This is a genomic window from Rhodobacter flavimaris (assembly GCF_021378075.1).
Lineage (GTDB): Bacteria > Pseudomonadota > Alphaproteobacteria > Rhodobacterales > Rhodobacteraceae > Rhodobacter > Rhodobacter flavimaris.
In genome coordinates, this window is sequence record NZ_JAJUOS010000004.1 from 122,942 (window position 1) to 149,690 (window position 26,749).

Here is a 26,749-nt window from a genome sequence, read left to right on the forward strand (position 1 = left end):
TGGTCAGGGTTTCGTCACGGCCCGGCCCGCGTAAAGTCGACCGTCTACGCTTACGACAATCCTTTCGCTGTCGAGTTGCGTCACGAAGGTGCCCTGCACCGAAACACAGCTTCCCACCACGATGGTTCGCAGCATCAGTTCTCCTCCCAAATCCCCTTTGCGGACCCAATGATCTCACAGCTTGCGCAAAGCGCAAAGCGAAACTATCGGGCGCGGCGCTGGCTTAAAGCCAGTCGCGGAGAATCGGGATCAGGGGCTCATCCGCCGGGGGCATCGGGTAGCTGTGCAACTCGCGCGCACGCACCCAGGCCAGTTTTTGCCCCTCGCGCGGGGTCACGATGCCTTCCCATCGGCGGCACGCGAACAGCGGCATCAGCAGGTGGAAATCGTCATAGGCGTGGCTGGCGAAGGTCAGCGGCGCAAGGCAGCTGTGCCAGGTCTCGATGCCCAACTCCTCGTGCAGCTCCCGGATCAGCGCGGTCTCGGGGCTTTCGCCGGTTTCGACCTTGCCGCCGGGAAACTCCCAAAGGCCCGCCAGCGATTTCCCTTCAGGGCGCTGCGCCAGAAGGATGCGCCCGTCCGGGTCGATCAGCGCCACCGCCGAGACAAGGATCACGCGTGCGGGCGGAGGGGGCGGGGGCGCCCCCTCGGGTCCACAGCCACCGCTCACGAACGATAATCCGCGTTGATGTCGATGTAGCGACGCGTCAGATCGCAGGTCCAGACCGACTTCTTCGCCTTGCCAATGCCAAGGTCCACGCCGATCACCAGCTCCTGGCCCTTCATATAGGCGCTCGCGGCCTCTTCCGAGTAATCCGGCACGCGCCAGCCGTTCTCGGCAAGAACCATGTCACCAAAGCTGATGCGCAGCTTGTCGCGGTCGGCCTTGGCACCGGACTTGCCGACGGCGGCGACCACGCGGCCCCAGTTCGCGTCCTGTCCGGCGATCGCGGTCTTGACCAGCGGCGAGTTCGCCACCGCCATCGCCACCTTATGCGCATCCTCGGCGGTCTCGGCGCCGCTCACGCGGACCTCGACGAACTTGGTTGCGCCTTCGCCGTCCTTCACCACCTGATGGGCCAGATCCATCATCACGTCCCGCAGCGCGGCCTCGAAATCGCGCGCGACCTTGGAGCGCAGATCCGTGATCTCGGCGGCAGTCGAGCGGCCCGTGGCCGCCAGGATCAGCGCGTCCGAGGTCGAGGTGTCGCTATCCACGGTGATCGCGTTGAACGTGTCATCGGTATTGCGCGAGAGCATCTTCTGCAGGTTCTTGGCCGAGATCTTCGCATCGGTGAAGATATAGACCAGCATCGTCGCCATGTTCGGCGCGATCATCCCCGAGCCCTTGGCGATACCGGCGATCTTGATCGTGCCGCCTTCGCCCGCGATCTCGGCGGCCGAGCCCTTGGGGAAGGTGTCGGTGGTCATGATCGCGCGGGCCGCGGCCTCCATCCCTTTGGGGTCGAGGGTCGCCACCAGATCGCCCACCTTGGCGGTGATGCGGTCATAGGGCAGGGGCTCGCCGATCACGCCGGTCGAGGAGGAGAAGACGCGCGACGCGGGCACGCCGGTCGCCTGCGCGACGGCGGAAGTCACCGCATCGACGGCCTCCTGGCCAAGCGCGCCGGTAAAGGCATTGGCATTGCCCGAGTTCACGATGATCGCGGCGCCTGCATCGGCGGCCACCTTCAGCTTGAGCTTCTCCTGGCAATCCAGAATGCAGGCCGCACGGGTCGAGGAGGTGGTGAACACCCCCGCGATCGCGGCACCCGGCGCCACGCGCGCCAGCATCACGTCGGTGCGGCCCGCATAGCGTACGCCCGCGCCGATGGCGGCGAACTCGACGCCGTCGATCACCGGCAGCGCGGGGAATGCCGCAGGTGCCAGCGGCGAGACCGGGTTGGCCTTTTTGACCTTGGCCTCAACCGCCGCCTTGGCCTCGGCCAGTTCCTTGCCGACCTCGGCCACAACCTCGCCCGCCGTGCCCTCAAGCTTGACACGCAGGTCTTTCACCTTGGCCTTGAGCTTGTCGATCTTGGCCTTGAGTTCGCTTTTCTTCGCCATCATGCCCTCCCGAGCCGGATCATTCGCCGAGGATCGCCGCGTCCTTCAGGATCGCCGGGTCCACACCCTCGGTCATCTTCTCGACCTTCGCCGTTTCAACGGTTTCCGTCACGCGCTTTTCGACAGCGGTCTGACGCAGATCGCCTTCCAGCTCGGCGCGGACCTCTTCCATCGTGGGGGCTTCGGCCAGACGGGTTTCCATCAGCTTGACGACATGCCAGCCGAACTCGGTCTGCACCGGGCCCTTGACCTCACCATCCTTCATCTCGGCCAGCGCATCCGAGAACGGCTTGACCATGGCCTCAAGCCCGAACCAGCCCAGATCGCCGCCATTGGGCGCGGCGCCATCGGTCGAGTATTTCTTGGCGGCCTCGCCGAAATCGAGCCCGTCCTCGATCTCTTTCTTGATGTTCGCGGCCTCTTCCTCGGTTTCCACGATGATATGCGCGGCGTGATATTCGCGCGTGGGTTCGGCATTGGCGTATTTCGCGTCATAGGCCGCCTTGAGCGCGTCATCGGTCACGGCGCCGCCCGCGGTGTGTTCCAGCACCGCATTGGCCAGATAGGCGCGGCGATCGACCTCAAGCGCGATCTCGTCGCGGTGCGTCATCATGTCCTGCCCGATTTCGGCCAGAGCGGTCTGCTGGATCAGCTGTTCCAGGATGCCCTCGAACAGAACGTCATCGGGAAGCTGCTGATACTGCGCGGGCAGGCTTTCGCGCACGCTGGCCATGTGGCCCAGGGTGATCTCGGTGCCATTGACGGTGGCCACAACGGTGTCGGCCTTGACCTCTTCGGCCTGGACGGCGCCGCCCATGGTCAAAATCACGGCAACAGACCCAAGATATTTCGCGAGTTTCGGCATCAAGGCCACTCCTGCAAGGGCCGCGGCACCCCGCGGCGTTGACACTCTGACGGCAGCCCCTTACATCGCCTAGGGTCCTGTGAAGGCAGCTTCGCCCTATTTTCGTTAGCCGTTCTAGGCGGCAAGCAGGGGCGCGACAAGGTCGCTTGTCACACGATTTGGTCAGATGAACCCGCGGAGAGAACATGCTGGGCCTTGGAACTATCGCAAAGAAGGTTTTCGGCACGCCGAATGACCGCAAGGTGAAATCGGTCCGTCCGCTGGTCGCAAAGATCAACGCGCTCGAACCCGAGTTCGAAAAGTTCACCGATGCCCAGATCATCGAGAAAACGCGCGAGCTTCAGACCCGCGCACAGGGCGGCGAGGATCTCGATGCGCTGCTGCCCGAAGCCTTCGCCAACTGCCGCGAGGCCGCCAAGCGCGCGCTTGGCCTGCGCGCCTTCGACACCCAGCTGATGGGCGGCATCTTCCTGCATCAGGGCAATATCTCGGAAATGAAGACCGGCGAGGGCAAGACCCTTGTGGCGACCTTCCCGGCCTATCTGAACGCGCTGCCGGGCAAGGGCGTGCATGTCGTGACCGTCAACGACTACCTCGCCCGCCGCGACGCCGAATGGATGAGCAAGGTCTATGGCGCGCTTGGCCTGACCACCGGCGTTGTCGTGCCGTTCCAGCCCGATGACGAAAAGCGCACCGCCTATCGCTGCGACGTGACCTATGCCACCAACAACGAGCTGGGCTTCGATTACCTGCGCGACAACATGAAGGGGTCGGTCGAGGAAATGGCGCAGCGCGGCCATTTCTACGCCATCGTGGACGAGGTCGACTCGATCCTGGTCGATGAGGCGCGCACGCCGCTGATCATCTCGGGACCGTCGCAGGACCGCTCGGAACTGTACAACACGCTCGACAAGTTCATCCCCGAACTGACGGCCGAGCATTTCACCCTCGACGAGAAGGGCCGCAACGCGACCTATACCGAGGAAGGCAACGAATATCTGGAACGCCGCCTGCATGAGGCCGGCATCCTGCCGGAAGGCCAGTCGCTCTACGATCCCGAAAGCACGACCATCGTGCACCACGTCACCCAGGCGCTGCGCGCCCACAAGCTGTTCCACAAGGACCAGAATTACGTGGTGATGGGGACCGAAGTGATCCTGATCGACGAGCACACCGGCCGCGCGATGAAGGGCCGCCGCCTGTCGGATGGCCTGCACCAGGCGATCGAGGCCAAGGAAGGCCTGCCGGTCCAGCCCGAGAACGTGACGCTGGCCTCGGTGACCTTCCAGAACTACTTCCGCCTCTATGAAAAGCTTGCGGGCATGACCGGCACCGCCGCGACCGAGGCCGAGGAATTCGCCGAGATCTACAGCCTCGGCGTCGTTGAGGTGCCCACCAACCGCCCGGTGCAGCGCAAGGACGAACACGACCGTGTCTACCGCACCGCGCGCGACAAATACGCCGCCGTGATCGAGGCGCTCAAGCTTGCCCATGAAAAGGGGCAGCCGGTGCTTCTGGGCACGACCTCGATCGAGAAATCCGAGATGATCTCGGAAATGCTCAAGGCCGAAGGCATACCGCACAACGTCCTCAACGCCCGCCAGCACGAGCAGGAGGCCAAGATCGTGGCCGATGCCGGCCGTCTGGGCGCAGTGACCATCGCCACCAACATGGCCGGTCGCGGCACCGACATTCAGCTCGGCGGTAACGTCGAGATGAAGGTGCTCGAAGAACTGGCCGCGAACCCCGAGGCCAACCCCGAGGAGCTGCGCGCCCGCATCGAGGCTGAGCACGCGGAAGAAAAGCGCAAGGTGCTTGAAGCGGGCGGCCTGTTCGTTCTGGCCACCGAGCGCCACGAAAGCCGCCGCATCGACAACCAGCTGCGCGGCCGCTCTGGCCGTCAGGGGGATCCGGGGCGCTCGCTGTTCTTCCTGTCGCTCGAAGACGATCTGATGCGCATCTTCGGCTCGGAGAAGCTCGACAGCGTGCTGTCGAAACTGGGCATGAAGGAAGGCGAGGCGATCATCCATCCCTGGGTGAACAAGTCACTGGAACGCGCGCAGGCGAAGGTCGAGGGCCGCAACTTCGACATCCGCAAGCAGCTGCTGAAATTCGACGACGTGATGAACGACCAGCGCAAGGCGATCTTCAGCCAGCGCCGCGAGATCATGGAATCCAAGGATATCGGCGAGATCGCGCAGGACATGCGTCACCAGGTCGTCGAGGATCTGGTCGATCAATACGCGCCGCCCAAGTCCTATGCCGACCAGTGGGACGTCGAGGGGCTGACGAATGCGGTGCTTGAGGGGTTGAACATGCAGCTCCCGATCGCCGCATGGGCCGCCGAAGAGGGCGTCGATCAGGACGTGCTGATCGAGCGTATCGAAGAGGCCAGCGACGCGTTCATGGCGCAAAAGGCCGAGGCCTTCGGTGCCGAGACCATGCGCACGATCGAAAAGCAGATCCTGCTGCAAACCATCGACACCAAGTGGCGCGAGCATCTGGTGACGCTTGAGCATCTGCGGTCGGTCATCGGTTTCCGCGGCTATGCGCAGCGCGACCCGCTGTCGGAATACAAGACCGAAAGCTTCCAGCTGTTCGAGACTCTGCTCGATGGGCTGCGTTCCGAGGTGACCAAGCGCCTTGGCCAGATCCGCCCGCTGACCGAGGAAGAGCGCGCCGCGATGATGGCGCAAGCCATGCCGCAGCCCGAACCCGAAGCGCCCGCAGCCCCGGCTGCCCCCGCCGCCAAGGCGGGCTTCGACGAGAACGATCCGGCGACCTGGGGCGAGCCCTCGCGCAACGATCCCTGCCCCTGCGGCTCGGGCGAGAAGTTCAAGCACTGCCACGGTCGGATCGCTTGACGAAAATATGGCAAAGCTGAGGCGCTCGCCCCGTTCGGTGCGGGCGCATTTCCATATATAGTTAATGAATTTTTAACCAGCCCGATATGTAGAGGAAATAGGGTTGATATTTGGTCAACATTGCCCCGCAATCGTCACGGCTTTGCCCGTTTTCAATCCTAGGGTGATTGAAAGGTTACGATTCGGCTGGGGAAAGCCATGCGGAAGCAAAAGAACAAGCTGCACAATGCGCGCATTCTGATCGCGACCTTCATGCTGGCCGCCGCGACCGGTAACGTGATGGAGGATGCGGATACGGCGCAACAGCGCCCGCGCCTGCAAAATGGCCAGCTTGTCTATGCGACCGAAATCCCGCAGGCCGAGGAAATCATCGCGCGCCCGCGCCTTGCCCTGACCGGCCAGACCATCGGCGGCGTCGCCTCTCTGCCCGAGGTTGCAACGCGCGAACTGACCCATGATGTTGGCATCGCCGCGCTTCAGGCGCCGGGTGAGCCCGCAGCCCCGCAGTTCGGCGGCTTTGGCGGCCCCGTGTCGGTCCCGGCTCCGCTGAGCAACTGATCCCTCCCTAAAGATACCCGGACGACCGGAAGCTTAGCTCTGTGTCCTTTCCGATGATCAGGTGATCGTGCAGCACGATGCCCAATGCGTCGGCGGCCATCCTGATCCGGTCGGTCATGGCGATATCTGCCTCTGAGGGCGTCGGGTCGCCCGAGGGGTGGTTATGCACCAGTATCAGCGCCGAGGCGTTCACCTCCAGCGCGCGCTTGACCACCTCGCGCGGGTAGACCGGCACATGATCGACCGTGCCGCGCGCCTGCTCCTCATCGGCAATCAGGATGTTCTTGCGGTCGAGGTAAAGGACGCGGAACTGCTCGACCTCACGATGCGCCATGGCGGTGTGGCAGTAATCGAGCAGCGCCTGCCATGAGGACAGCACCGGCCGGTGGATGACCTTCGAGCGGGCCAGCCGATGCGCGGCGGCCTCGACGATCTTGAGTTCCAAGATCACGGCGTCGCCGACACCATGAACATCCCTTAGTCGGGGTTCCGAGGCAGACAAGACCCTGCCGAAATCACCAAAGGTATCAATCAGGCGGCGGGCGAGAGGTTTCACATCTTGCCGTCGGATGGCCCGGAACAAGACCAATTCAAGCATTTCGTAATCGGCGAGTGCCGCGGCGCCCCTCTCCACAAAACGCTCTCTGAGCCGTTTACGATGGTCCGCAATGTAGGAGGGCAGCTTGCCCTCGGGGAGTGCAATCGGCGCGGCCTCGTCGGGGTCACCGAAGAGGGGCAGGGGCATTTCGTGGAAGGCAGAGGGCGGCTTCATGCCGCGATCTTGCGGCAGGCTTGGTGAAGAAAGCGTTAAGAAAATGGAAAGGGCGCCCGAAGGCGCCCGTTCAACCTTTCATGCCATCCCAGAAGCTCTTGACCTTCTTGAAGAAGCTCGCCCCTTCGGGGTTGTTCTCGGCCTCGATCTTCTCGAACTCGCGCAGCAGTTCCTTTTGGCGGGTGGTCAGGTTCACCGGGGTTTCCACCGCCAGCTCGATCACCATGTCACCGACGCCACCGCCACGCAGTGCGGGCATGCCCTTGGCACGCAGGCGCATCTGGCGACCCGATTGCGAGCCAACCGGGATCTTCACGCGCGAACGCCCGCCGTCGATCGTCGGCACCTCGACCTCACCGCCAAGCGCGGCCGAGGCCATGCTGACCGGTACGCGGCAGTAGAGGTTCACGCCCTCGCGTTGGAAGATCGCGTGCTCGCGCACCTCGATGAAGATGTAGAGATCGCCCGAGGGGCCGCCGCGCATGCCCGCCTCGCCCTCACCGGCCAGACGGATGCGGGTGCCGGTCTCGACCCCTGCCGGGATGTTGACCGAAAGCGTGCGTTCCTTCTCGACCCGACCCGCGCCGTGGCAGGCGCGGCAGGGGTTCTTCACCACCTGACCCTGACCGCCACAGGTCGGGCAGGTCCGCTCAACCGTGAAGAAGCCGTTTTGCGCGCGCACCTTGCCCATACCCGAGCAGGTCGGGCAGGTCTGCGGTTCAGCCCCGCCTTCGGCGCCGGTGCCGTTGCACGACGAACACTGGGTCGAGCCGGGCACGGTGATGGTCTTCTGCGCGCCCGTGAACGCCTCTTCCAGCGTCACGCGCATGTTGTAGCGCAGGTCCGAACCCCGCGCCGCGCGCGAACGCCCGCCGCCGGGGCCGCCGCGCCCACCCATGAAATCGCCGAACAGATCCTCGAACACATCCGAGAAGGCCGAGCCGAAATCGCCCTGGCCGAAACCGCCGCGCGGGCCGCCACCGCCGCCCATGCCGCCCTCGAAGGCCGCGTGACCGAAGCGGTCATAGGCCGCCTTCTTGTCGGCGTCCTTGAGCACGTCATAGGCCTCGTTCGCTTCCTTGAACTGGGCCTCGGCGTCGGGATTGTCCTGGTTGCGGTCGGGGTGAAGTTCCTTCGCCTTCTTGCGATAGGCCTTCTTGATCTCTTCGGCCGAGGCACCTTTGGCGATGCCCAGAACCTCGTAGAAATCACGTTTTGCCATTGCAGAACCCCCTTGGGGGAACATGGGAACGGGCCCCGCAGGGCCCGCTCCTCAGGTTCCTGCGCTTACTTGCGCTTGTCTTCGCCCATGTCCTCGAAATCGGCATCGACGATATCGTCGTCCACGCCGCGCGGGCCATCTTCGTCCACATCGGCGTTGCCGCCTTCGGCAGCCTGCGCCTTGTAGATCGCCTCGCCCAGCTTCATCGCGGCGTCGGTCAGGTTGCTGATGCCACCCTTGATCTTGCCGGCGTCGTCGGACTTGAGTGCCTCTTCGAGCGCGTTGGCGGCCAGTTCGATCGCCTCGACGGTCGAGCCATCCACCTTGTCGCCATGCTCTTCGAGCGACTTGCGGGTCGAGTGCAGCAGGCTTTCGGCCTGGTTCTTGGTCTCGACCAGTTCCTTGCGCTTCTTGTCGGCCTCGGCATTGGCCTCGGCATCGCGCACCATCTTGTCGATGTCCTCATCCGAGAGGCCACCCGAGGCCTGGATCGTGATGTTTTGCGACTTGCCGGTGCCCTTGTCCTTGGCCGAAACCGAGACGATGCCGTTGGCGTCGATGTCGAAGGTCACCTCGATCTGCGGCATGCCGCGCGGTGCGGGCGGGATGTCCTCGAGGTTGAACATGCCGAGGATCTTGTTGTCGGCCGCCATTTCACGCTCGCCCTGGAACACGCGAATCGTCACCGCGTTCTGGTTGTCCTCGGCGGTCGAGAAGATCTGCGACTTCTTGGTCGGGATCGTGGTGTTGCGGTCGATCAGGCGGGTGAACACGCCACCGAGCGTTTCGATACCCAGCGACAGCGGCGTCACGTCGAGCAGGACGACGTCTTTCACGTCACCTTGCAGAACGCCGGCCTGGATCGCCGCGCCAAGCGCCACGACCTCGTCGGGGTTCACGCCCTTGTGGGGCTCCTTGCCGAAGAACTTGGTCACTTCCTCGACCACTTTCGGCATACGGGTCATACCGCCGACCAGAACGACCTCGTCGATCTCGTCTTTCGAGACGCCCGCATCCTTCAGCGCCGCCTGGCAGGGCTTGAGCGAGGCCTTGATTAGGTCGCCCACAAGGCTTTCCAGCTTGGCGCGGGTCAGCTTCATGACCATATGCAGCGGCGTGCCGGTCGAGGCATCCATCGAGATGAACGGCTGGTTGATCTCGGTCTGCTGGCTCGACGAAAGCTCGATCTTGGCCTTTTCAGCCGCCTCTTTCAGGCGCTGGAGGGCCATCTTGTCCTTGGTCAGATCGGCGCCATGCTCCTTTTTGAACTCCTCTGCGAGGTAGTTCACGATGCGCATGTCGAAGTCTTCGCCACCCAGGAAAGTGTCGCCGTTCGTCGATTTCACCTCGAAAAGACCATCGTCGATCTCAAGGATGGTGATGTCGAAGGTGCCGCCGCCAAGGTCATAGACCGCGATGGTTTTCGATTCTTTCTTGTCGAGACCATAGGCAAGTGCCGCCGCCGTCGGCTCGTTGATGATGCGCAGAACCTCAAGGCCCGCGATCTTGCCGGCGTCCTTGGTGGCCTGACGCTGCGCGTCGTTGAAATAGGCCGGAACGGTGATGACGGCTTGCGTCACGGTCTCGCCCAGATAGCTCTCGGCGGTTTCCTTCATCTTTTGAAGAATGACGGCCGAGACCTGCGCGGGCGAGAACTTCTCACCCTTCACTTCGACCCAGGCGTCGCCATTGCCGCCATCGACGATCGAGTAGGGAACCAGCTTGCGGTCCTTCTCGACTTCGGCATCGGTCACGCGGCGGCCGATCAGGCGCTTGACGGCGAAAACGGTGTTGGTGGGGTTGGTGACAGCCTGACGCTTCGCGGGCTGGCCCACAAGGCGCTCGCTGTCGGTATATGCGACGATCGAGGGCGTGGTGCGCGCCCCTTCCGAGTTCTCGATCACGCGGGGTTGCGAGCCGTCCATGATGGCGACGCAGCTGTTGGTCGTCCCGAGGTCGATCCCGATCACTTTGGCCATGTCTTTACCTCTTCTTTCGGCGATTTGGTGGGCTCGGGTCCCGTAAGGCCCCCGACCCCAATCCCAGGGTTTCGGTTCAAATGTCGGCGAACGGCGCATGTCCGTTTCCGGCTTCCCGGCGTATATAAGGAGGGTAAAAAGTCCCTGCAAGAACCGCGACCCGGGAAGATCGCAACAAATGAATGATTCCGCCGAAAGCGCGCCCAAACGCCCCGATCCGCAGGAAATTCGCGGATTCCAGCATTTTCCGGGCTGGCTGACGGCGCGCGAACAGGCAGCACTCGTCGCGCAGATCCGCGAGGTGGTCACTGACGCCCCGCTTTTCTCGTCGATGACGCCCTACGGCAAACCCATGTCGGTGCGCATGACCTCGGCGGGCCGCTTTGGCTGGGTGTCGGACCGGCGCGGCTACCGCTATTCCGAAACGCATCCTTCCGGCACGGCATGGCCGACAATCCCGCCCATGCTGACCGCCATCTGGAACGCGGTGTCCGGCACCGAACGCCAACCCGAATGCTGCCTGATCAATTTCTACCCCGAGGGCGCGCGCATGGGCCTGCATCAGGACCGCGACGAGGCTGATTTCACCCAGCCCGTTGTCTCGGTCAGCCTCGGCGACGACGGGCTTTTTCGCATCGGCAATCAGATGCGCGGCGGCACCACCCAAAGCCTCTGGCTGCGCTCGGGCGATGTGATGGTGATGGGCGGGCCCGCGCGCCTCACCTACCACGGCATAGACCGTATCGCGCCCGGCACCTCGACCCTCCTGCCCAAGGGCGGACGCATCAACGTGACGATGCGGGTTGTCACCTGATCCCCTTCAATGTGGTGAAAATATCCCGCGGGGGTCCGGGGGCGCGAAGCCCCCGGCGCTCAGACCGAGCCGCGCGGCATCGGGTTTGCGCCCCTGTTGTAAGGCTTCCAATCCGTAGCCTCCGGGTAGTACCGCCGCCGCCAAGCGCGCACGCGGGGGTTCATCCGCCGTCGCCATAGCGGCGGAACCATCGCCATCAGCGTCATCAACGGATAGCCAAGCGGCAGCTGCGGCGCCTCTTCCTCGGCATAGGTCTGCAACAGCGGAAAGCGGCGATCGGGCTTGGTGTGATGATCCGAATGACGCTGCAAATTGATCAAGAGCCAGTTCGTCGCCCGGTGATCGGCGTTCCAGGAATGATGCGGCCGCACCGGCTCATAGCGCCCCTCGCCGCGATAGGCGCGGGTCAGCCCGTAATGCTCGACGTAATTCGTCAGCTCCAGCTGCCACACCGCGATGAACGCCTGATAAAGGAACAACCCCAACCCGATCCAACCCCCGATCGCATAAGCCAGCGCCAACGCCGCCAGTTGCAGTGCGCCATAGCGCCAAAACGGATTGCTGCGATGCCAAACCCGGCGCCCCGCCCTCGCCAGACGCAGCGCCTCGGCCCGCCAGGCCGATCCGGGACAGTCGCCCAGCACACGCAGGAAATAGCGATAGAACCCCTCGTTATAGCGCGCGCTGACCGCATCGCGCGGCGTGCCGACCCAGAGGTGATGTACCTGCAAATGCTCGGATCGGAAATGCGAATAAAGCACCATTGCCAGCAGCAGATCGCCCAGCCATCGCTCCAGCCGCGTCCTCTGGTGCATCAGCTCATGCGCATAGACGATCCCGATTGTCCCCGAGATCACGCCCAACCCGAAGAACAGCCCGGCCATTTCGGTGGGGCGCAGATGATCGCTATGGCTCACATACCAGATCGCGCCATAGATCACCGCAAACTGGATCGGGAACCAGATCAGCGTGATCAGCCGATACCAGACCAGATCCGCCTCGGGCGTCGCGACGTCGGGCTGATCGGTATTGCGGCCCAGAAGCTGGTCGAGCAGGCTGACCAGCCACCACGCATAGGCGGGCAGCAAGATCAGCGTCCAGCCACCAAAGCGTGCCTCGATGACGGCCAGAGGCACGGTGCCTAGCGACAGCCAGAAGGGCAGCGCGCGGATGGGCTTGCGGATTTCCTTGGGGCTCGACATCGGGGCCTCATGCTTACGGGGCGATCATAGCGCGCGCGGCCCGCGCCGCAATCACTGCCCCTGGGGCCATTCGACGCTTTGCGCCGCATCCCATACCTTGCGCATGAGCGTGGGCAGATCGCCCGGCCGGAACGCCGCGCGCGGTGTAAACCCATCACCTTCAGCGCGCGCGACCATCACCCGTAGACGCAGATGAAAATGGGTGAAGGTATGGCGCACCTCGATGGGCGCTTCGGTCCATTCGGCAGCCAGCGGCGGGGTGGGGCTTGGCGCCTCGACCCAGTCCGAGCCGGGAAATCCGAGCGTGCCGCCCAGAAGCCCCTTCTCGGGCCGCCGCTCCAGCAGCACCCCGCCCGAGGGATCGAGCGCGACATAGGCAAAGCCCGCACGGGTGGGTTTCTCGGGCTTCGGGATCTTGCGCGGCAGGGTGTCTGCGATGCTTCGCGCGGCAGCAGCGCAAAAGAGCCGCAGCGGGCAAAGCGCGCAGACCGGTTTGCGCGGCGTGCAGATCGTGGCGCCCAGATCCATCATTGCCTGCGCATGATCGCCGGGGCGCTGCGGCGGCGTCAACCGCGCGGCCAGCGCGGTCAGCTCGGGCTTGGCTGCGGGCAGGGGCGTCTCGATTGCCCAGAGGCGTGCCACCACGCGCTCGACATTGCCATCGACGACTGTCGCGGGTTCGTCATGGGCAATCGCGGCGATGGCGGCGGCGGTATAGGGACCGATGCCGGGCAGGGCACGAAGCCCCTCGGCAGTATCAGGGAAGCGCCCGCCGTGATCTTGTGCAACCGCGCGCGCGCATTTCAGAAGGTTCCGGGCCCGCGCGTAATAGCCAAGCCCTGCCCATTCAGCCATGACCTCGGCGTCTTCGGCGGCGGCCAGATCCTCGACCCGGGGCCAGCGTTCGGTGAAGCGGCGGAAATAGTCGCGCACGGCGGCAACGGTGGTCTGTTGCAGCATGACCTCGGAGAGCCAGACGCGGTAGGGATCGGGGCGCGCGCCCGCCGCGCGCTCGGCGGGGCCGACGCGCCAGGGCATCACGCGGGCCGCGCGGTCATACCACGCCAGCAGCGCCGTGCCGGCTGCGCTCTCATCTCCGTCACGCAATCTTTATGCCTCCGCCTTGACCATTGTGCTGGCAATGCCTCGCAGGGCGCATAAGATAACCGCGAAACTCGGGAAAGACAGGTATGGCACCGAAGAAACCGCCGCAAATCAGTGAGACGCCAGAGCGGCGCCTGCGGGGCTTCGAACCCGCCGGGCGGCTCTTGCGCGAGCGGATTCGCGTGGCGGGCGAAAGCCGGGGCTTCGCGGTGTCGCGTCTGCTGACCCATTGGGCCGAGATCGTGGGCGAGGACGTCGCCGCCCAGACCCGCCCGGTCAAGATCGGCTACGCAAGGGACGGATTTGGCGCCACGCTGACCCTGCTGACGCTGGGCGCCTCGGCGCCCATGTTGCAGATGCAGCTGCCGCAGATCCGCGACAAGGTGAACGCCTGTTACGGCTACAACGCGATCTCGCGCATTGTGCTGACGCAGACCGCGCCCATCGGCTTCGCCGAGGGCCAGGCGCAGTTCACCCCCGCGCCCAAGGCCGAGAAACCGCCGCCCTCGCCCGAATTGCGCGCCCGCGCCCATGACACCGCCGAGGGCTTTGGCGATCCCACATTGCGCGCCGCGCTTGAACAGCTGGCGCAAAACGTCCTATCGAGGTCCGAGAGCCGGGCCAAACTCAAGAAAGGCTGACTGATGAACCGACGCACCCTCCTTCTGGGCATTTCCGGGGCCGCCGCGATCGCCGTGACTGGCGGCTGGATCGCAAGCCGCAACGCGGGCACCCAGACCTCCTTCGCGCTGCCCGCCGCAGCCGACGAGAGCGCCGAGATCCTGCCCGATATCCCGATGGGCGATCCGAACGCGCCGATCACTCTGATCGAATACGCGTCCTACACCTGTCCGCATTGCGCGAATTTCCATGACACTGTCTTCGGCAAGCTCAAGACGGACTACATCGACACCGGCAAGGTGAAGTTCATCCACCGCGAGGTCTATTTCGACAAATACGGTCTGTGGGCCGGGCTGATCGCGCAATGCGGCGGCGCGCCGAAATATCACGCCCTGTCGGGCATGATCTACGAGACGCAGAAAGAGTGGATCGGCGACGGCAAGGACGCCACCATCGCGGACAACCTGCGCAAGATCGGCCTCAAGGCCGGGCTCGGCAAGGAACAGATCGACGCCTGCATGGCCGATCAGGCCCGGATGAGCGCCATGATCGCGACCTATCAGAAGAACGCCACGGCGGACGATATCAACTCGACCCCCACGCTGGTGATCGATGGCGTGAAGCACTCGAACATGAGCTATGACGAGCTCAAGGCCATTCTGGACGCGAAGCTCTGAGATGACGCCACTTGCAGGTCTGAAGGTCGTCGAACTGGCGCGGATTCTGGCTGGCCCATGGGCGGGCCAGATCTTGGCCGATCTGGGCGCGGATGTGATCAAGGTCGAGGCCCCGGAGGGTGACGATACCCGCCGCTGGGGTCCGCCCTTCATCGAGCATGAGGGCGAGAAGAGCGCCGCCTATTTCCACGGCGCGAACCGCGGCAAGCGCTCGGTCACGGCGGATTTCCGCACTCCCGAGGGGCAGGAATTCGTGCGCCGTCTGGTCGCTGACGCCGATGTGCTGATCGAGAATTTCAAGGTCGGCGGGCTGGCGAAATACGGGCTGGATTATGAAAGCCTGCGCAAGGTGAACCCGCGGCTGATCTATTGCTCGGTCACGGGCTTTGGTCAGGACGGGCCCTATGCGCATCGGGCGGGCTACGATTACATCATTCAGGGCCTGTCGGGCCTGATGAGCGTGACCGGCCCCGCCGATGGCGAGCCGCAGAAGGTGGGTGTGGCGGTGACCGATGTCTTCACCGGCGTCTATGCTGCGGTCGGCATTCTGGCCGCCGTACATCAGCGCAACACCACCGGCGAGGGGCAGATGGTCGATCTGTCGCTGCTGGACGTGGCGACCTCGATCATGGCCAACCAGGCGATGAACTTCCTGGCCACCGGCACCTCGCCCAAGCGGATGGGCAATGCGCATCCGAACCTTGTGCCCTACGCGGTCTTCCCGTGCTCGGACGGTTACGTGATCCTGGCGACGGGCAATGACGGGCAGTATCGCAAGCTGTGCGGAATCCTCGATCTTGAGGATCTGGCCGAGGCGCCGCAATACCTGACCAACGCCGACCGCATCGCCAACCGCGAGGCGCTGACTGCGCTGATCTCGGAGCGCAGTCGCGGCTTTACCCGCGCCGATCTGCTGGCGGCCTGCGAGGCCAAGGGCGTTCCGGCCGGGCCGATCAACGAGATGGCGGATGTTTTCGCCGATCCGCAGATCGTCGCGCGCAAGATGCAGATCGCGCCCGAAGGCGTGCCCGGCGTGCGCCTGCCGATCGCCTTCTCGGGGGCGGATCTGTCGATTGCGAAGCCTTCTCCGCGTCTTGGCCAGCACCAGGCCGAAGTCGAGGCGGAAATGAACGCAAAATAAGGGGGCTCTGGCCCCCTTATTTTGCCAGCGCCCGCTTGTAGGCCGGGCGCGCGCGCATCCGGTCGAGATAGTCGGTCAGCCGGTGTTCGACGATCGGGAACTTGGCCGCCAAGGCCCAGCTGAGGCAATGGCTCAGGATGATGTCGGGCACGGTCATCTCGTCGCCCATGACGAAATCGCCCTCGCCCATGCGCTGCACGAGCACGTGCTGCGAGCGTTCGAATTCCCACCGCAGCGTGTTCTTGATGCCCGACAGGCGCAGCTCTTCGGGCAGGATGAAGCTGTGCCGCGCGGCCATCCACAACGCCGCGTCGAATTCATCAAGCAGGAATTGCGTCAGGCTGTCTTGCCGTGCGCGCGCCAGCGTTCCCGCCGGATGGGTCATCGCGCCATGGCGATCTGCAAGGAACTGGATGATCGCGGTCGAGTCGGTCACCGGCGTGCCATCCACGATCAGCACCGGCACCTTGCCCGCCGGGTTGAAGGCCACAACGCCCTCGGAACGCGGCGCGGCCTTGATGTGTTCGTAGCTCTGGCCAAGCTCTTCGAGCATCCACAGCACCCGCAGCGCGCGCGAGGCGACAGGACCGATGACGGTATACATTGGCTCCTCCGTTTTGCGCCATTGGCTCACGGGGCGCGGGGCAGTGCAAGGCGATTGTTCGGGACACAATCGCGCGATTGACGCTGCTGTTGCAGCATGGCGAAATGGACCTTCGCGCAACGGGAGACACCCATGACCAAAGCCCCCCTGTTCACCCCCGTCCTGATCGGCGGGGCGATCATCCTGATGCTGAGCTTCTCGGTGCGGGCCTCGTTCGGTGTCTTCCAGATCCCGATTGCCTCCGAGTTCGGCTGGCCGCGGGCCGAGTTCAGTCTGGCCATCGCTATCCAGAATCTCGCTTGGGGTATCGGCCAGCCGATCTTCGGCGCGCTGGCGGAACGCTTCGGAGACCGCCGCGCGATCATCGTGGGGGCGCTGATGTATGCTGCGGGGCTGGTGCTTTCGGCATTTGCCACCGCGCCCTGGCAGCATGACCTGCTTGAGATCGCCGTGGGCTTCGGCATCGCGGGCACGGGTTTTGGCGTGATCCTCGCGGTCGTGGGCCGCGCCAGTTCCGATGAGAACCGCTCGCTCGCGCTTGGCATCGCCACGGCGGCGGGTTCGGCGGGGCAGGTCTTCGGCGCGCCGGTGGCCGAGATGCTGCTGGGTTACTTCCCGTGGCAGAGCGTGTTCCTGATCTTCGCCGTTGTCATCATGGCCAGCCTGTTCGCGCTGCCGATGCTGCGCGCGCCGCAGCGCGCTACCCGGGCCGAGCTTGAGGAAAGCATGGGCACCGTGCTCAAGCGCGCCTTCAAGGACCCTTCTTATACGCTGATCTTCCTGGGCTTCTTTTCCTGCGGCTATCAGTTGGCCTTCATCACCGCTCACTTCCCCGCCATGGTGACCGAGATGTGCGGCGCCGTGGACCCGACCGGCATGCTGGCCGCGCTTGGGATCGAGACGCAATCGGCCCTTGGGGCCATCGCGATTTCGGTCATTGGTCTGGCGAATATCGCGGGCTCGATCTACGCCGGCTGGGCGGGCAAGCGCTGGTCGAAGAAGAACCTTCTGGCGCTGATCTATCTGGGCCGGACAATCGCCGCGGCGGCGTTCATCTTGCTGCCGATGACGCCCGCAACGGTGCTCATCTTCTCGCTGGTGATGGGCGCGCTGTGGCTGGCGACCGTGCCGCTGACCTCGGGGCTGGTCGCCTATATCTACGGGCTGCGCTACATGGGCACGCTCTATGGCTTTGTCTTCCTCAGCCACCAGATCGGAGCGTTCCTGGGCGTGTGGCTTGGCGGCAAGCTGTATGACATCTACGGCGACTACACGATGGTGTGGTGGGTCGGCGTGGGCGTCGGTGCCTTCTCGGCCATCGTGCACCTGCCGGTGCGCGAGCGGCCGATGCAGGCTCAGTCCGTCTGAAGCAGTGCCGCCAGTCCGGCGCGGTAATCGGGGTAGAGCAGGCTGACGCCAAGCTCCTGCTTGATCCGGTCGTTTCGGCAACGCTTCGATTCCGCGTAGAAGCTGCGGGCCATCGGGCTCATGGCGGCCTCGTCATAGGGGACCATGGGCGGCTCGGGCAGGTTCAGCATCGCGGCGGCAAGGCTCAGCACATCCTCGGGCGGCGCGGGTTCGTCGTCGCAGACGTTGTAGATGCGCCCCGGATCGGGCCGCGCGATCGAGGCCGCGAGCACCCGAGCGATGTCTGCCACATGGATGCGCGAGAAGACCTGCCCCGGCTTGACGATGCGCCGCGCCGTGCCTGCGCGCACCTTGGCGAAGGGGCCACGGCCCGGGCCATAGATGCCAGCGAGGCGGAAGATATGCGGGTTGAGGCCGGGCACGGCCTGCCATTGGCCCTCGGCCAGAACGCGTGCCTGACCGCGCTTGGTCGCAGGGGTGAGGGCGGTGTCCTCATCGACCCACTCGCCGCCATGATCGCCATAGACGCCCACGGTCGAGAGATACCCCGCCCATTCCAGATGCGGCGCGGCGGCGGCGATCTCGGCGCCATGGGCGCGCAGAACCGGGTCGCCATCGTCATCGGGCGCGACCGATGTCAGCAGATGCGTGACCTCGGACAGGGGCAGGGGGTCGCCCGGCCAGATGATCGCCTCGATGCCCGTGGCGCGCAGGGCGTCAGCCTTTTCGGCGCTGCGGGTCGTGCCGATGATGCGCCAGCCCTGTGGCAGCAGGATCTTGGCCAGTTCCTGCGCGGAATAGCCGTGGCCGATGCTTAGAAGGGTTTTCATGTGCCGCTCCGGTCGATGTGGCCCAGGTCGCGGTCGGGTTCGATCACGTCGCGCAGGCGTTTCTTGAGTTCTTTTGCATCGGGAAAGCCACCGTCGCGCTTACGCTCCCACAGCAGCGTGCCGTCCACGGTGACCTCGAAGGCGCCGCCATGGCTGGGGACAATGGTCACCCCGCCAAGGTCTTCGCCGAAGGTCGAGAGCAGTTCCTGCGCCATCCATCCGGCGCGCAAGAGCCAGTTGCAGCCGGTGCAATAGGTGATCGTGACGATGGGTTTCGATGCATGTTCCATGGCCAACAGATAGCGCGCCAAGCCGGTCATAACAACGTCACTTGCAAGCCTTCGTACTCGGTGGCACCCTGAGCCATGGAACATAAAAACACTTTGAAAACATGGCCCGAGGCCGCGCCGCGCCTGATCGCCGTCGCCGCGGGCCGCGAGGCCGCCGACCTCGTGATCCGGGGCGGCAAATGGGTAAACGTCCACACGCGTGAGGTGCTGGAGGGCTACGATGTCGCCGTGGCCGAGGGGCGCTTTGCCGCGATTGCGCCTGATCTGTCGGTCAATATCGGCCCGCAGACCGAGGTTATCGAGGCCAATGGTCGCTACATGATCCCCGGCCTTGTCGATGGGCATATGCATATCGAGAGCGGGATGCTCACCCCCGCCGAATTCGCGGCCGCCGTGATCCCGCATGGCACCACGACCATGTTCACCGATCCGCATGAGATCGCAAATGTGCTGGGCCTTGCCGGTGTGCGGATGATGCATGACGAGGCGCTGATGCAGCCCGTCAACATTTTCACCCAGATGCCATCCTGCGCGCCCTCGGCGCCGGGGCTGGAAACGACGGGCTACGAGATCACCCCCGAGGATGTGGCCGAGGCGATGACCTGGCCGGGTATCATCGGTCTGGGCGAGATGATGAACTTCCCCGGCGTGATCCATGCCGACCCGAAGATGCTGGCCGAGATCGCGGCGACGCAGAACGCGCACAAGACCGTGGGCGGGCATTACGCCAGCCCCGATTTGGGCGGGCCGTTCCGGGCCTATGTCGCGGGCGGCCCGGCGGATGACCACGAGGGCACCTGCGAGGCCGATGCGATTGCGCGGGTGCGGATGGGGATGCGCTCGATGATGCGGCTGGGGTCCGCGTGGTATGACGTCAAGACGCAGATCACGGCGGTGACCGAGAAGGGCCTCGATCCGCGCAACTTCATCCTTTGCACCGACGATTGCCACTCGGGCACGCTGGTCAATGACGGGCATATGAACCGCGTCTATCGCCATGCGGTTGACTGCGGCGCCGACCCGCTGGTGGCGTTGCAGATGTGCACGATCAACACCGCCACCCATTTCGGGCTGGAGCGCGAATTGGGCTCCATCGCGCCGGGGCGGCGGGCCGATTTGATCCTGACCTCGGATCTGGTCACTCTGCCAGTCGAGCAGGTTATTGCGCGCGGGCGCACCGTGGCGATGGGCGGCAAGATCACGGTTGACTGCCCGCATTACAACTGGCCCGAGGCCGCGCGCCAGACGGTGCATCTGGGCAAGGAACTTGTGGCGGATGACTTCGTCATCACTGCCCCCGAAGGCGCCAATACCGTCACCGCCCGCGTCATCGGCGTGGTCGAGAACCAGGCCCCCACCAAGGCGCTTACTGCCGAGCTTTCGGTGCTCGATGGCCGCGTCAATGGCGACCCCGCGCAGGACATCGCGCAGATCGCGCTGGTCGAGCGGCATTGCGGCACCGGCGGCGTGGTCAACGGCTTTGTCTCGGGCTTTGGCTACGAGGGCCGCATGGCCATGGGCTCGACCGTGGCGCATGACAGCCACCACATGATCGTCGTCGGCACCGACCGCGAGATGATGGCGGCCTGCGCCAATCGTCTGGGCGAGATGGGCGGCGGGATCAGCGTCTGGAAGGACGGGGCCGAGATTGCCTCGGTTCCGCTGCCGATCGCGGGGTTGATGTCGGACGATCCGGCCGTCACCGTGGCAGACCGAGCCTCGCGCATGGTCGAGGCGATGGCCGAATGCGGTTGCACACTGAACAACGCCTATATGCAGCACTCGCTTCTGGCGCTGGTGGTGATCCCCGAAATCCGCATCTCCGACCTCGGGCTGGTCGATGTGACGCGCTTCGAACTGACGGAGCTTTTCGAATGAATGAACCGCTGACCACCCTGACCCCGCATGCGCATGAGCCCGAGCTGTTCACCGATGCGGCCGAGGCCGTCGCGCATCTTGAGGCGCTTTATGCCGAGGCGACCGGGTTCTTGCTGCAAAAGTTCAACGAGACGCTGAACGCCCGACTTCCGAGCGCGCGTTTCCGCGCCTTCTACCCCGAGGTGCGGGTTTCCGTGGCCTCTCATACCAAGGCCGACAGCCGCCTGAGTTTCGGCCATGTCGCGCTGCCGGGAACATTTGCGGCCACGATCACCCGGCCCGACCTGTTTCGCAACTACCTGACGCAGCAACTGGCGCTGTTGATCCGCAACCACGGCGTGCCGGTGCAGATCGGTGTCTCGGCCACGCCGATCCCGGTGCATTTCGCGGTGGCGGCCCACCCCGAGGTCAGCGTGCCGCAGGAGGGCGTTCTCGATTTCAGCCTGCGCGATGTCTTCGACGTGCCGGATCTGGCCAATATGAACGACGACATCGTCAACGGTATGGCGGGGCCGAACCCGGACGGCTCGGGGCATCTGGCGCCCTTCACCGCGCAGCGGGTCGATTACTCGCTCGCGCGGTTGCAGCACTATACCTCGACCGCGGCCGAGCATTTCCAGAACCACGTGCTGTTCACGAACTACCAGTTCTACGTCGATGAGTTCGAGAAGGTCGCCCGGAGTATGCTCGCCGACCCGGACTCGGGTTACGAGGCCTTCGTGGCGCCGGGAAATACCGAAATCACGACGCCCGACGGGGCCATCCCGCATCTGGCGAAGATGCCGCAGATGCCTGCCTATCACCTCAAGCGCGCGGATGGGAACGGGATCACGCTCGTCAATATCGGGGTGGGGCCGTCGAACGCCAAGACCGCGACGGACCATATCGCCGTGCTGCGCCCCCATGCCTGGCTGATGGTGGGGCACTGCGCCGGGCTGCGCAACTCGCAGAGCCTGGGCGACTTCGTCCTCGCCCACGCCTATCTGCGCGAGGATCACGTTCTCGACGATGACCTGCCCGTCTGGGTGCCGATCCCGGCGCTGGCAGAGATCCAGATCGCCCTGCAAGAGGCCGTGGCCGAGGTGACGCGGCTGGATGGATATGAGCTCAAGCGCATCATGCGCACCGGCACCGTCGCGACCATTGACAACCGCAACTGGGAGCTGCGCGACCAGTCCGGTCCGGTGCATCGCCTCAGCCAGAGCCGCGCGGTCGCACTCGATATGGAAAGTGCGACGATCGCGGCGAACGGGTTTCGGTTCCGTGTGCCTTACGGCACGCTACTGTGCGTCTCGGACAAGCCGCTTCATGGCGAATTGAAGCTGCCCGGCATGGCGACCGAGTTCTATCGCACCCAGGTGGCCAACCATTTGCAGATTGGCATAAGGGCGATGGAAAAGCTGCGCCAGATGCCGCTGGAGCGTATCCACAGCCGGAAATTGCGCAGCTTCGAGGAAACCGCATTCCTGTGACGCAACGCCGCCTTTGCGGGAAATCCCGTGGATAAAGGCGAAAAAGGCTTGCCTTGCCCTGAAAAAGCGTGTGTTAGGGGCACACGAAGCCGTGGAACGCGGCCTGAAATTGACCCCGCAACAAACGGGGCGCATGAGAGGAAAAGCAATGTCGAAACCGCTGACCAAGACCCAGCTGGTGGCCGCTCTGGCCGAAGTCATGGGCTCGGACAAGAAAACCGCCTCGGCCGCGCTGGACGCTGTTGCCGAAGTCGTCACCAAGGAAGTCGCCCAGGGCGGCGCCGTGACCCTGCCGGGTATCGGCAAGGTCTATTGCAAGGCCCGCCCCGAGCGTCAGGTCCGCAATCCGGCCACCGGTGAGACCAAGACCAAGGAAGCTGACAAGCAGGTCAAAGTCACCATCGCGAAGGCGCTGAAAGACAGCGTCAACGCCTGATCGGTTCGCACCCCCTTGCGGGGGCTGCACCATCCGATAGGGTCGCCCTGCGAGCAGGGCGGCCTTTTTCTTTGGCCGGGAAAGGGTTTCGATGGATCTTCGCGCAATCGCAATGGGGCTGGCCTTCGCGCTGATGTGGTCCTCGGCGTTCACCTCGGCGCGGATGATCGTGGCCGATGCGCCGCCGCTGGCCTCGCTGGCGCTGCGCTTCCTGATCTCGGGGATGATCGGCGTGGGGATCGCGCTTGCGGCCGGGCAAACCTGGCGGCTGAGCCGTGCGCAATGGCGCGCGACGCTGATCTTCGGGCTGTGCCAGAACGCGCTCTACCTAGGCCTCAACTTCGTGGCGATGCAATGGGTCGAGGCCTCGGTCGCTTCGATCATCGCTTCGACCATGCCGTTGATGGTGGCGGGCCTTGGATGGGCCGTGTTCCGAGACCGGGTGCGGCCCTTGGGCGTGCTGGGCCTGATGGCCGGGGTTGTGGGCGTGGCCATCATCATGGGGGCGCGCCTGTCGGGCGGCGTCGATCCGGTCGGCATGGCGCTGTGCTTTGTCGCGGCGCTGGCGCTGTCGATTGCCACGCTCAGCGTGCGCGGCGCGGCCTCGGGCGGCAATGTGATGATGATCGTGGGGCTACAGATGTTCGTGGGCTCGGCGGTGTTGGCCGTGGCCTCCGCCGGGCTTGAGACCTATGAGGTCAACTGGACGCCGCGCCTACTTGGGGCCTTCGCCTATACGACGCTGGTGCCGGGCGTTCTGGCAACCTGGATCTGGTTTCGTCTTGTCGGGCGGATCGGCGCGGTCAAGGCGGCGACCTTCCACTTCCTCAACCCGTTCTTCGGCGTGGCCATCGCCGCAGCCGTTCTGGGCGAACGGCTGGGCTGGCTCGATCTGGCCGGGGTCGCGGTGATCGCGGGCGGTATTCTTGCGGTGCAGCTGTCGAAACAGGCCTAGTCGCGGAAGGCGGAGGCGAAGGGCTCGGGCAGGTCGAACTCGGCCAGTGCGCGGGCGCGGCCCTCGGGCGACATCTTGCGCGCGGTCTTCTGCACGATTTTCAGCAGCGCCTCGGGTTCTTGCGAGGGGGCGAAGGGGGCAAAATAGTGCCGCACGAAGACAAAGCAGATCACGTCTTCAAGCGCCTGCACCTCGGCGTCGCGCTTGATGCCCTCCTTACGCAGCATCTTCGCGGCCTGTTCGACGGCGTCTTCGTCATAGCCCGACTCGCGCATGATGTCGGCCACGCGCTCGGCATGGCGGCGGCCCTGTTCGCGGCGCCAGTTCAGATAGCCTTCGCGCCCCTCGGGAAACTCTGCGCGCGGCAGCAGCCAGCGTTCGATATGCTGGCCGCGCGCGGCGATTTGCAGCGGCTCGGACGCATCGGGAAACAGCCGCGCCAGTTCAGACGACATGCGCTGGCCATACAGCAGCGCGGCGGGCTGGCTGGCCTCGATCGTCGGGTCGGCGGAGTTGGCGGCGTCGATGGCGCGCAGCGCGCGGGCGAGGGGCGTGGTCATGGCGTTCCGGGGCTGATTTTCGTCAAGGCACGTTCGCATGATTTCGTGGCAGGGTCCACGGCAAGAAGGAGAGGCAAATGACAGGCTGGGCCGAGTTTCTGATCGCGGGGCTTATTTTCATGGCATCCCACGCGGTGCCAGCCAATCCGCGCATCAAGGGGCGGATCGTGGCGGTGATGGGTCAGCGCGGCTGGGTCTGGGGGTTCAGCCTGCTTTCGACCGGGCTCTTGTTCTGGGTGATCTTCGCCGCCGGTCGCGCGCCGTTTGTCGAGCTTTGGCCGCAGGCGGGCTGGCCGCGCTGGCTGCTCAACATCGCTATGCCACTTGCGGTCGTGCTGGGAACATTCGGTGTTGCCGCGCCCAACCCCTTCGCCTTCGAGGGGCGGGCCGAGGGTTTTGACCCCGATCACCCCGGCATCGCGGGCGTGGTGCGCCAGCCGCTTTTGTGGGCGCTGATCCTGTGGTCGGGCGCGCATCTGATCGCCAATGGCGATCTGGCGCATGTCATCCTCTTTGGCGTGTTCTTTGCTTTCTCGCTGATGGGGATGCGCGCGATGGAGGCCCGCAAGCGCCGCCTCTGGGGCGAGGCCGAGTGGGCGCGGCTGTCCGGGCGCACCTCTGACTGGCCGTTTCAGGCGCTGATCACCGGGCGTTGGCAGCCCCGGCAGGGGCCGTCGCTCTTGCGTCTGAGTCTGGCCGTGGTGCTCTGGGCAGCGATCTTCCACCTGCACGCGCCGGTCATCGGGTTCTCGCCGCTGCCTTAACGCAGGGCGAGCAGGATCTCCATCGAGGCATAGCCGTCGGGCGCGTGGCCATTGGCGCGCTGCCAGGCCATGATGGCCGATATGGTGTTGGGGCCGATCTTGCCATCGGTGCCCTGCGTGTCGAAGCCGCGCGCGGTCAGGCGCTCTTGCAGCTCTTGCCGCTCGGCCGCGTTCAGCGCGCGCCCGTCGCGCGGCCAGGCCTGCACGAAGGGGCCGTGACCCTTCAGCCGGTCCGACAGATGGCCCACGCCGATCACATAGGCATTGGCGTTGTTGTAGCGCGAGATCGCGGTGAAATTGCCAAAGATCATCAGCGCCGGCCCCTGCGCGCCCGCAGGCAGCAGGATCGAGGCCGAGCCGTAATTCGGCACCCGCCCGCCATTCACAGACCGCACCCCAAGCGCCGCCCATTCGTCGGGCGATTTCTTCACCGTCTTGCCGGCGAGGTTGTAGTTGAAACCCTGCGGCAGGCGCACCTCAACCCCCCAGGGTTGCCCCTTGGACCAGCCGGACCGGGCGAGATAGGCGGCGGTCGAGGCCAGCGCATCGGCCGGGTTCTCCGACCAGATGTCACGCTTTCCGTCGCCGGTGAAATCAACCGCAAAGGCAAGGTAGGAGCTGGGGATGAACTGGGTATGGCCCATCGCCCCGGCCCAGGAGCCGGTCATGTGCCGCGCGTCGGTGTCACCGGCCTGGATGATCTGCAGCGCCGCGATGAACTGCTGCGCAAAGAAGTTCCCACGCCGCCCGTCATAGGCCAGCGTCGCCAGCGCCGGGATGATCAACGTGCTACCCCGGTTCTTGCCGAAGTTCGATTCCATCCCCCAGACCGCGACGACGACCTCTTTCTCGACGCCGTAGCGCGCTTCGATCTGGCGCAGGAGCGCCGCGTTTTCAGCCAGTGCCGCGCGGCCGTTCTCGATGCGCGTGTCCGAAACCGCGCTGTCGAGATATTCCCAGATCGTCTTGGTGAACTCGGCCTGGTTGCGGTCGCGCTCGATGACCTTGGGGTTGTAGCGGATGTCTTGCGTGGCGCGCGCCCAGGTCGCGTCGGAGATGCCGGCCGCCGTGGCGCGGGGCTTGAAGCCCTCCAGCCAGTTTTCAAAGCCGCGCTGCACGGCGGGGTCAACGGGGGGGATCTCGTCGATCATCTGGGCTCCTGCGCGCATCGCCGGGCGGGGCGAGGTCTCCAGCGGGCCGGCACAGGCCGACAGGCCGCTGAAGGCCAAAGCGGTGACGGTGGCAAGATTGACTGCTCGTTTCATGGCCTGCCTGCTGTTCGTTGTTTTGCTGCAGTCTAGCAAATGCAGTGGCAGGCGCAAATCGGCTTCGCGGCAAACCGCCTATTCGCTCTCGCCAAAGAAGGGCGTCATCTGCACGACGATGACCGAGTTTTCCTCAAGCGCGCGGTCCATCAGGGCGCGTTCCTCGGGGTCGATCTCGTCGCCCTGTTTTTCGCGCTCGGCCAGCGTGCCGTAGCCGGTGACATCAAGCGGCGCCATGTCGGCCAGTTTGAGGATCGCCACGGTTTCGCGTACGGCCTCGGCCTCATCGACGCCCGAGGCATAGCACAGGATACCCGCGCCGGTCGCGCCCTTGGGCAGACCGTCGCCCGCCTTGCGGCCAACCTCGACCAGCAGCGTGTAAACCTGCTGCGGGCGCTTTTCCTTGACGGGTTTTTCGGGCGTGTCGGTCATGGCGATCTC

27 protein-coding genes are annotated in these 26,749 nt (G+C 64.8%); 12 read left to right on the forward strand and 15 right to left on the reverse strand.

Annotated elements, in window-relative coordinates; translation table 11 throughout:
- Positions 1 to 3: 3 nt before the first annotated feature.
- From LZA78_RS17780 to LZA78_RS07085, 4 genes are all read right to left on the reverse strand, one after another.
- A complete protein-coding gene (locus LZA78_RS17780; RefSeq protein ID WP_255697242.1) occupies positions 4 to 135 on the reverse strand; it encodes a hypothetical protein in 132 nt (43 codons plus the stop codon).
- An 88-nt stretch (positions 136 to 223) separates the two neighbouring features.
- The gene (locus LZA78_RS07075; protein ID WP_233676241.1) at positions 224 to 616 is read right to left on the reverse strand and encodes a (deoxy)nucleoside triphosphate pyrophosphohydrolase; all 393 of its coding nucleotides are present in this window, start codon (positions 614 to 616) and stop codon (positions 224 to 226) included.
- 50 nt (positions 617 to 666) lie between these two features.
- The gene (gene argJ / locus LZA78_RS07080) at positions 667 to 2,067 is read right to left on the reverse strand and encodes a bifunctional glutamate N-acetyltransferase/amino-acid acetyltransferase ArgJ (RefSeq protein WP_233676242.1); all 1,401 of its coding nucleotides are present in this window, start codon (positions 2,065 to 2,067) and stop codon (positions 667 to 669) included.
- A gap of 19 nt (positions 2,068 to 2,086) precedes the next feature.
- A complete protein-coding gene (locus tag LZA78_RS07085; protein ID WP_233676243.1) occupies positions 2,087 to 2,932 on the reverse strand; it encodes a peptidylprolyl isomerase in 846 nt (281 codons plus the stop codon).
- 185 nt (positions 2,933 to 3,117) lie between these two features.
- On the opposite strand from LZA78_RS07085, the gene secA reads away from it, so the two are divergent.
- Positions 3,118 to 5,796: a preprotein translocase subunit SecA gene (gene secA / locus LZA78_RS07090; protein WP_233676244.1), complete on the forward strand. Its 2,679-nt coding sequence runs from the start codon at positions 3,118 to 3,120 to the stop codon at positions 5,794 to 5,796.
- A gap of 198 nt (positions 5,797 to 5,994) precedes the next feature.
- Positions 5,995 to 6,354 (forward strand): hypothetical protein, encoded by a 360-nt coding sequence (locus LZA78_RS07095; RefSeq protein ID WP_233676245.1) that lies wholly within the window; start codon positions 5,995 to 5,997, stop codon positions 6,352 to 6,354.
- 7 nt (positions 6,355 to 6,361) lie between these two features.
- Here LZA78_RS07095 and radC read toward each other — a convergent pair whose 3' ends face one another.
- From radC to dnaK, 3 genes are all read right to left on the reverse strand, one after another.
- Entirely contained in the window at positions 6,362 to 7,126 is a 765-nt protein-coding gene (gene radC, locus LZA78_RS07100; RefSeq protein WP_233676246.1) for a RadC family protein, read from the reverse strand.
- A 70-nt stretch (positions 7,127 to 7,196) separates the two neighbouring features.
- Complete coding sequence (gene dnaJ, locus LZA78_RS07105) at positions 7,197 to 8,348, reverse strand: molecular chaperone DnaJ (protein WP_233676247.1); 1,152 nt, start codon at positions 8,346 to 8,348, stop codon at positions 7,197 to 7,199.
- A gap of 65 nt (positions 8,349 to 8,413) precedes the next feature.
- Entirely contained in the window at positions 8,414 to 10,327 is a 1,914-nt protein-coding gene (gene dnaK, locus LZA78_RS07110) for a molecular chaperone DnaK (protein ID WP_233676248.1), read from the reverse strand.
- A gap of 178 nt (positions 10,328 to 10,505) precedes the next feature.
- Between dnaK and LZA78_RS07115 the strand changes: the two genes are divergently transcribed.
- Positions 10,506 to 11,141, forward strand: coding sequence for an alpha-ketoglutarate-dependent dioxygenase AlkB family protein (locus LZA78_RS07115; protein WP_233676249.1), 636 nt, complete (start codon positions 10,506 to 10,508; stop codon positions 11,139 to 11,141).
- A gap of 59 nt (positions 11,142 to 11,200) precedes the next feature.
- Here the strand turns inward: LZA78_RS07115 and LZA78_RS07120 are convergent, their stop codons facing one another.
- Positions 11,201 to 12,343: an alkane 1-monooxygenase gene (locus tag LZA78_RS07120; RefSeq protein WP_233676250.1), complete on the reverse strand. Its 1,143-nt coding sequence runs from the start codon at positions 12,341 to 12,343 to the stop codon at positions 11,201 to 11,203.
- Positions 12,344 to 12,394: 51 nt separating this feature from the next.
- Entirely contained in the window at positions 12,395 to 13,450 is a 1,056-nt protein-coding gene (gene mutY / locus LZA78_RS07125; RefSeq protein ID WP_233676251.1) for an A/G-specific adenine glycosylase, read from the reverse strand.
- An 83-nt stretch (positions 13,451 to 13,533) separates the two neighbouring features.
- Here mutY and LZA78_RS07130 point away from each other — a divergent pair, with 83 nt between their 5' ends.
- Genes LZA78_RS07130 through LZA78_RS07140 form a run of 3 tightly spaced genes read left to right on the forward strand, consistent with a single transcriptional unit; the run spans position 13,534 to position 15,886 of the window.
- Positions 13,534 to 14,088, forward strand: coding sequence for a DUF721 domain-containing protein (locus tag LZA78_RS07130; RefSeq protein ID WP_233676252.1), 555 nt, complete (start codon positions 13,534 to 13,536; stop codon positions 14,086 to 14,088).
- A 3-nt stretch (positions 14,089 to 14,091) separates the two neighbouring features.
- On the forward strand, positions 14,092 to 14,745 hold the full coding sequence (locus LZA78_RS07135) for a DsbA family protein (protein WP_233676253.1): 654 nt from the start codon (positions 14,092 to 14,094) through the stop codon (positions 14,743 to 14,745).
- A 1-nt stretch (position 14,746) separates the two neighbouring features.
- Entirely contained in the window at positions 14,747 to 15,886 is a 1,140-nt protein-coding gene (locus tag LZA78_RS07140; protein WP_233676254.1) for a CaiB/BaiF CoA transferase family protein, read from the forward strand.
- 16 nt (positions 15,887 to 15,902) lie between these two features.
- On the opposite strand, the gene LZA78_RS07145 is transcribed toward LZA78_RS07140, so the two are convergent.
- Positions 15,903 to 16,490, reverse strand: coding sequence for a glutathione S-transferase family protein (locus LZA78_RS07145; RefSeq protein WP_233676255.1), 588 nt, complete (start codon positions 16,488 to 16,490; stop codon positions 15,903 to 15,905).
- A 132-nt stretch (positions 16,491 to 16,622) separates the two neighbouring features.
- Here LZA78_RS07145 and LZA78_RS07150 point away from each other — a divergent pair, with 132 nt between their 5' ends.
- The gene (locus tag LZA78_RS07150; RefSeq protein WP_233676256.1) at positions 16,623 to 17,858 is read left to right on the forward strand and encodes an MFS transporter; all 1,236 of its coding nucleotides are present in this window, start codon (positions 16,623 to 16,625) and stop codon (positions 17,856 to 17,858) included.
- Here the strand turns inward: LZA78_RS07150 and LZA78_RS07155 are convergent.
- The gene (locus LZA78_RS07155) at positions 17,846 to 18,688 is read right to left on the reverse strand and encodes an SDR family oxidoreductase (protein ID WP_233676257.1); all 843 of its coding nucleotides are present in this window, start codon (positions 18,686 to 18,688) and stop codon (positions 17,846 to 17,848) included. The two genes, LZA78_RS07150 and LZA78_RS07155, sit on opposite strands and share 13 nt — an antisense overlap.
- Positions 18,685 to 18,978, reverse strand: a complete 294-nt coding sequence (locus LZA78_RS07160) for an Rdx family protein (RefSeq protein ID WP_438811063.1) — start codon at positions 18,976 to 18,978, stop codon at positions 18,685 to 18,687. The genes LZA78_RS07155 and LZA78_RS07160 overlap by 4 nt, the downstream gene beginning before the upstream one ends.
- Before the next feature lie 75 nt (positions 18,979 to 19,053).
- Here LZA78_RS07160 and ade point away from each other — a divergent pair, with 75 nt between their 5' ends.
- From ade to LZA78_RS07180, 4 genes are all read left to right on the forward strand, one after another.
- Positions 19,054 to 20,856, forward strand: coding sequence for an adenine deaminase (gene ade, locus LZA78_RS07165; RefSeq protein WP_233676259.1), 1,803 nt, complete (start codon positions 19,054 to 19,056; stop codon positions 20,854 to 20,856).
- On the forward strand, positions 20,853 to 22,328 hold the full coding sequence (locus LZA78_RS07170; RefSeq protein WP_233676260.1) for an AMP nucleosidase: 1,476 nt from the start codon (positions 20,853 to 20,855) through the stop codon (positions 22,326 to 22,328). Before ade ends, LZA78_RS07170 begins: the two co-directional genes overlap by 4 nt.
- A 148-nt stretch (positions 22,329 to 22,476) precedes the next feature.
- Positions 22,477 to 22,764 (forward strand): HU family DNA-binding protein, encoded by a 288-nt coding sequence (locus LZA78_RS07175; protein ID WP_218630387.1) that lies wholly within the window; start codon positions 22,477 to 22,479, stop codon positions 22,762 to 22,764.
- 91 nt (positions 22,765 to 22,855) lie between these two features.
- Complete coding sequence (locus LZA78_RS07180; protein ID WP_233676261.1) at positions 22,856 to 23,719, forward strand: DMT family transporter; 864 nt, start codon at positions 22,856 to 22,858, stop codon at positions 23,717 to 23,719.
- Here the strand turns inward: LZA78_RS07180 and LZA78_RS07185 are convergent.
- The gene (locus LZA78_RS07185) at positions 23,716 to 24,279 is read right to left on the reverse strand and encodes a DUF4202 domain-containing protein (RefSeq protein WP_233676262.1); all 564 of its coding nucleotides are present in this window, start codon (positions 24,277 to 24,279) and stop codon (positions 23,716 to 23,718) included. The genes LZA78_RS07180 and LZA78_RS07185 overlap by 4 nt on opposite strands.
- 77 nt (positions 24,280 to 24,356) lie before the next feature.
- Here LZA78_RS07185 and LZA78_RS07190 point away from each other — a divergent pair, with 77 nt between their 5' ends.
- Positions 24,357 to 25,043, forward strand: a complete 687-nt coding sequence (locus tag LZA78_RS07190; protein WP_233676263.1) for an NnrU family protein — start codon at positions 24,357 to 24,359, stop codon at positions 25,041 to 25,043.
- Here the strand turns inward: LZA78_RS07190 and LZA78_RS07195 are convergent.
- Together LZA78_RS07195 and LZA78_RS07200 are read right to left on the reverse strand one after the other, a co-directional pair.
- Entirely contained in the window at positions 25,040 to 26,308 is a 1,269-nt protein-coding gene (locus LZA78_RS07195; RefSeq protein WP_438811061.1) for a lytic murein transglycosylase, read from the reverse strand. The two genes, LZA78_RS07190 and LZA78_RS07195, sit on opposite strands and share 4 nt — an antisense overlap.
- Before the next feature lie 78 nt (positions 26,309 to 26,386).
- Positions 26,387 to 26,740 (reverse strand): DUF8846 family protein, encoded by a 354-nt coding sequence (locus LZA78_RS07200; protein ID WP_233676264.1) that lies wholly within the window; start codon positions 26,738 to 26,740, stop codon positions 26,387 to 26,389.
- Positions 26,741 to 26,749 lie beyond the last annotated feature (9 nt).

What these genes read in the sequence shown, in the direction of transcription:
- LZA78_RS07095 (WP_233676245.1), top strand. Translation starts at nt 5,995, where the DNA reads ATGCGGAAGCAAAAGAACAAGCTGCACAATGCGCGCATTCTGATCGCG.
- LZA78_RS07140 (WP_233676254.1), top strand. Translation starts at nt 14,747, where the DNA reads ATGACGCCACTTGCAGGTCTGAAGGTCGTCGAACTGGCGCGGATTCTG.
- dnaJ (WP_233676247.1), bottom strand. Translation starts at nt 8,348, where the DNA reads ATGGCAAAACGTGATTTCTACGAGGTTCTGGGCATCGCCAAAGGTGCC.
- LZA78_RS07200 (WP_233676264.1), bottom strand. Translation starts at nt 26,740, where the DNA reads ATGACCGACACGCCCGAAAAACCCGTCAAGGAAAAGCGCCCGCAGCAG.
- LZA78_RS07190 (WP_233676263.1), top strand. Translation starts at nt 24,357, where the DNA reads ATGACAGGCTGGGCCGAGTTTCTGATCGCGGGGCTTATTTTCATGGCA.
- dnaK (WP_233676248.1), bottom strand. Translation starts at nt 10,327, where the DNA reads ATGGCCAAAGTGATCGGGATCGACCTCGGGACGACCAACAGCTGCGTC.
- LZA78_RS07135 (WP_233676253.1), top strand. Translation starts at nt 14,092, where the DNA reads ATGAACCGACGCACCCTCCTTCTGGGCATTTCCGGGGCCGCCGCGATC.
- secA (WP_233676244.1), top strand. Translation starts at nt 3,118, where the DNA reads ATGCTGGGCCTTGGAACTATCGCAAAGAAGGTTTTCGGCACGCCGAAT.
- LZA78_RS07180 (WP_233676261.1), top strand. Translation starts at nt 22,856, where the DNA reads ATGGATCTTCGCGCAATCGCAATGGGGCTGGCCTTCGCGCTGATGTGG.
- argJ (WP_233676242.1), bottom strand. Translation starts at nt 2,067, where the DNA reads ATGGCGAAGAAAAGCGAACTCAAGGCCAAGATCGACAAGCTCAAGGCC.
- LZA78_RS07195 (WP_438811061.1), bottom strand. Translation starts at nt 26,308, where the DNA reads ATGAAACGAGCAGTCAATCTTGCCACCGTCACCGCTTTGGCCTTCAGC.
- LZA78_RS07115 (WP_233676249.1), top strand. Translation starts at nt 10,506, where the DNA reads ATGAATGATTCCGCCGAAAGCGCGCCCAAACGCCCCGATCCGCAGGAA.
- LZA78_RS07170 (WP_233676260.1), top strand. Translation starts at nt 20,853, where the DNA reads ATGAATGAACCGCTGACCACCCTGACCCCGCATGCGCATGAGCCCGAG.
- LZA78_RS07185 (WP_233676262.1), bottom strand. Translation starts at nt 24,279, where the DNA reads ATGACCACGCCCCTCGCCCGCGCGCTGCGCGCCATCGACGCCGCCAAC.
- LZA78_RS07175 (WP_218630387.1), top strand. Translation starts at nt 22,477, where the DNA reads ATGTCGAAACCGCTGACCAAGACCCAGCTGGTGGCCGCTCTGGCCGAA.
- radC (WP_233676246.1), bottom strand. Translation starts at nt 7,126, where the DNA reads ATGAAGCCGCCCTCTGCCTTCCACGAAATGCCCCTGCCCCTCTTCGGT.
- LZA78_RS07155 (WP_233676257.1), bottom strand. Translation starts at nt 18,688, where the DNA reads ATGAAAACCCTTCTAAGCATCGGCCACGGCTATTCCGCGCAGGAACTG.
- LZA78_RS07150 (WP_233676256.1), top strand. Translation starts at nt 16,623, where the DNA reads ATGACCAAAGCCCCCCTGTTCACCCCCGTCCTGATCGGCGGGGCGATC.
- LZA78_RS07085 (WP_233676243.1), bottom strand. Translation starts at nt 2,932, where the DNA reads ATGCCGAAACTCGCGAAATATCTTGGGTCTGTTGCCGTGATTTTGACC.
- LZA78_RS07145 (WP_233676255.1), bottom strand. Translation starts at nt 16,490, where the DNA reads ATGTATACCGTCATCGGTCCTGTCGCCTCGCGCGCGCTGCGGGTGCTG.
- LZA78_RS07130 (WP_233676252.1), top strand. Translation starts at nt 13,534, where the DNA reads ATGGCACCGAAGAAACCGCCGCAAATCAGTGAGACGCCAGAGCGGCGC.
- LZA78_RS07160 (WP_438811063.1), bottom strand. Translation starts at nt 18,978, where the DNA reads ATGGAACATGCATCGAAACCCATCGTCACGATCACCTATTGCACCGGC.
- ade (WP_233676259.1), top strand. Translation starts at nt 19,054, where the DNA reads ATGGAACATAAAAACACTTTGAAAACATGGCCCGAGGCCGCGCCGCGC.
- LZA78_RS17780 (WP_255697242.1), bottom strand. Translation starts at nt 135, where the DNA reads ATGCTGCGAACCATCGTGGTGGGAAGCTGTGTTTCGGTGCAGGGCACC.
- LZA78_RS07120 (WP_233676250.1), bottom strand. Translation starts at nt 12,343, where the DNA reads ATGTCGAGCCCCAAGGAAATCCGCAAGCCCATCCGCGCGCTGCCCTTC.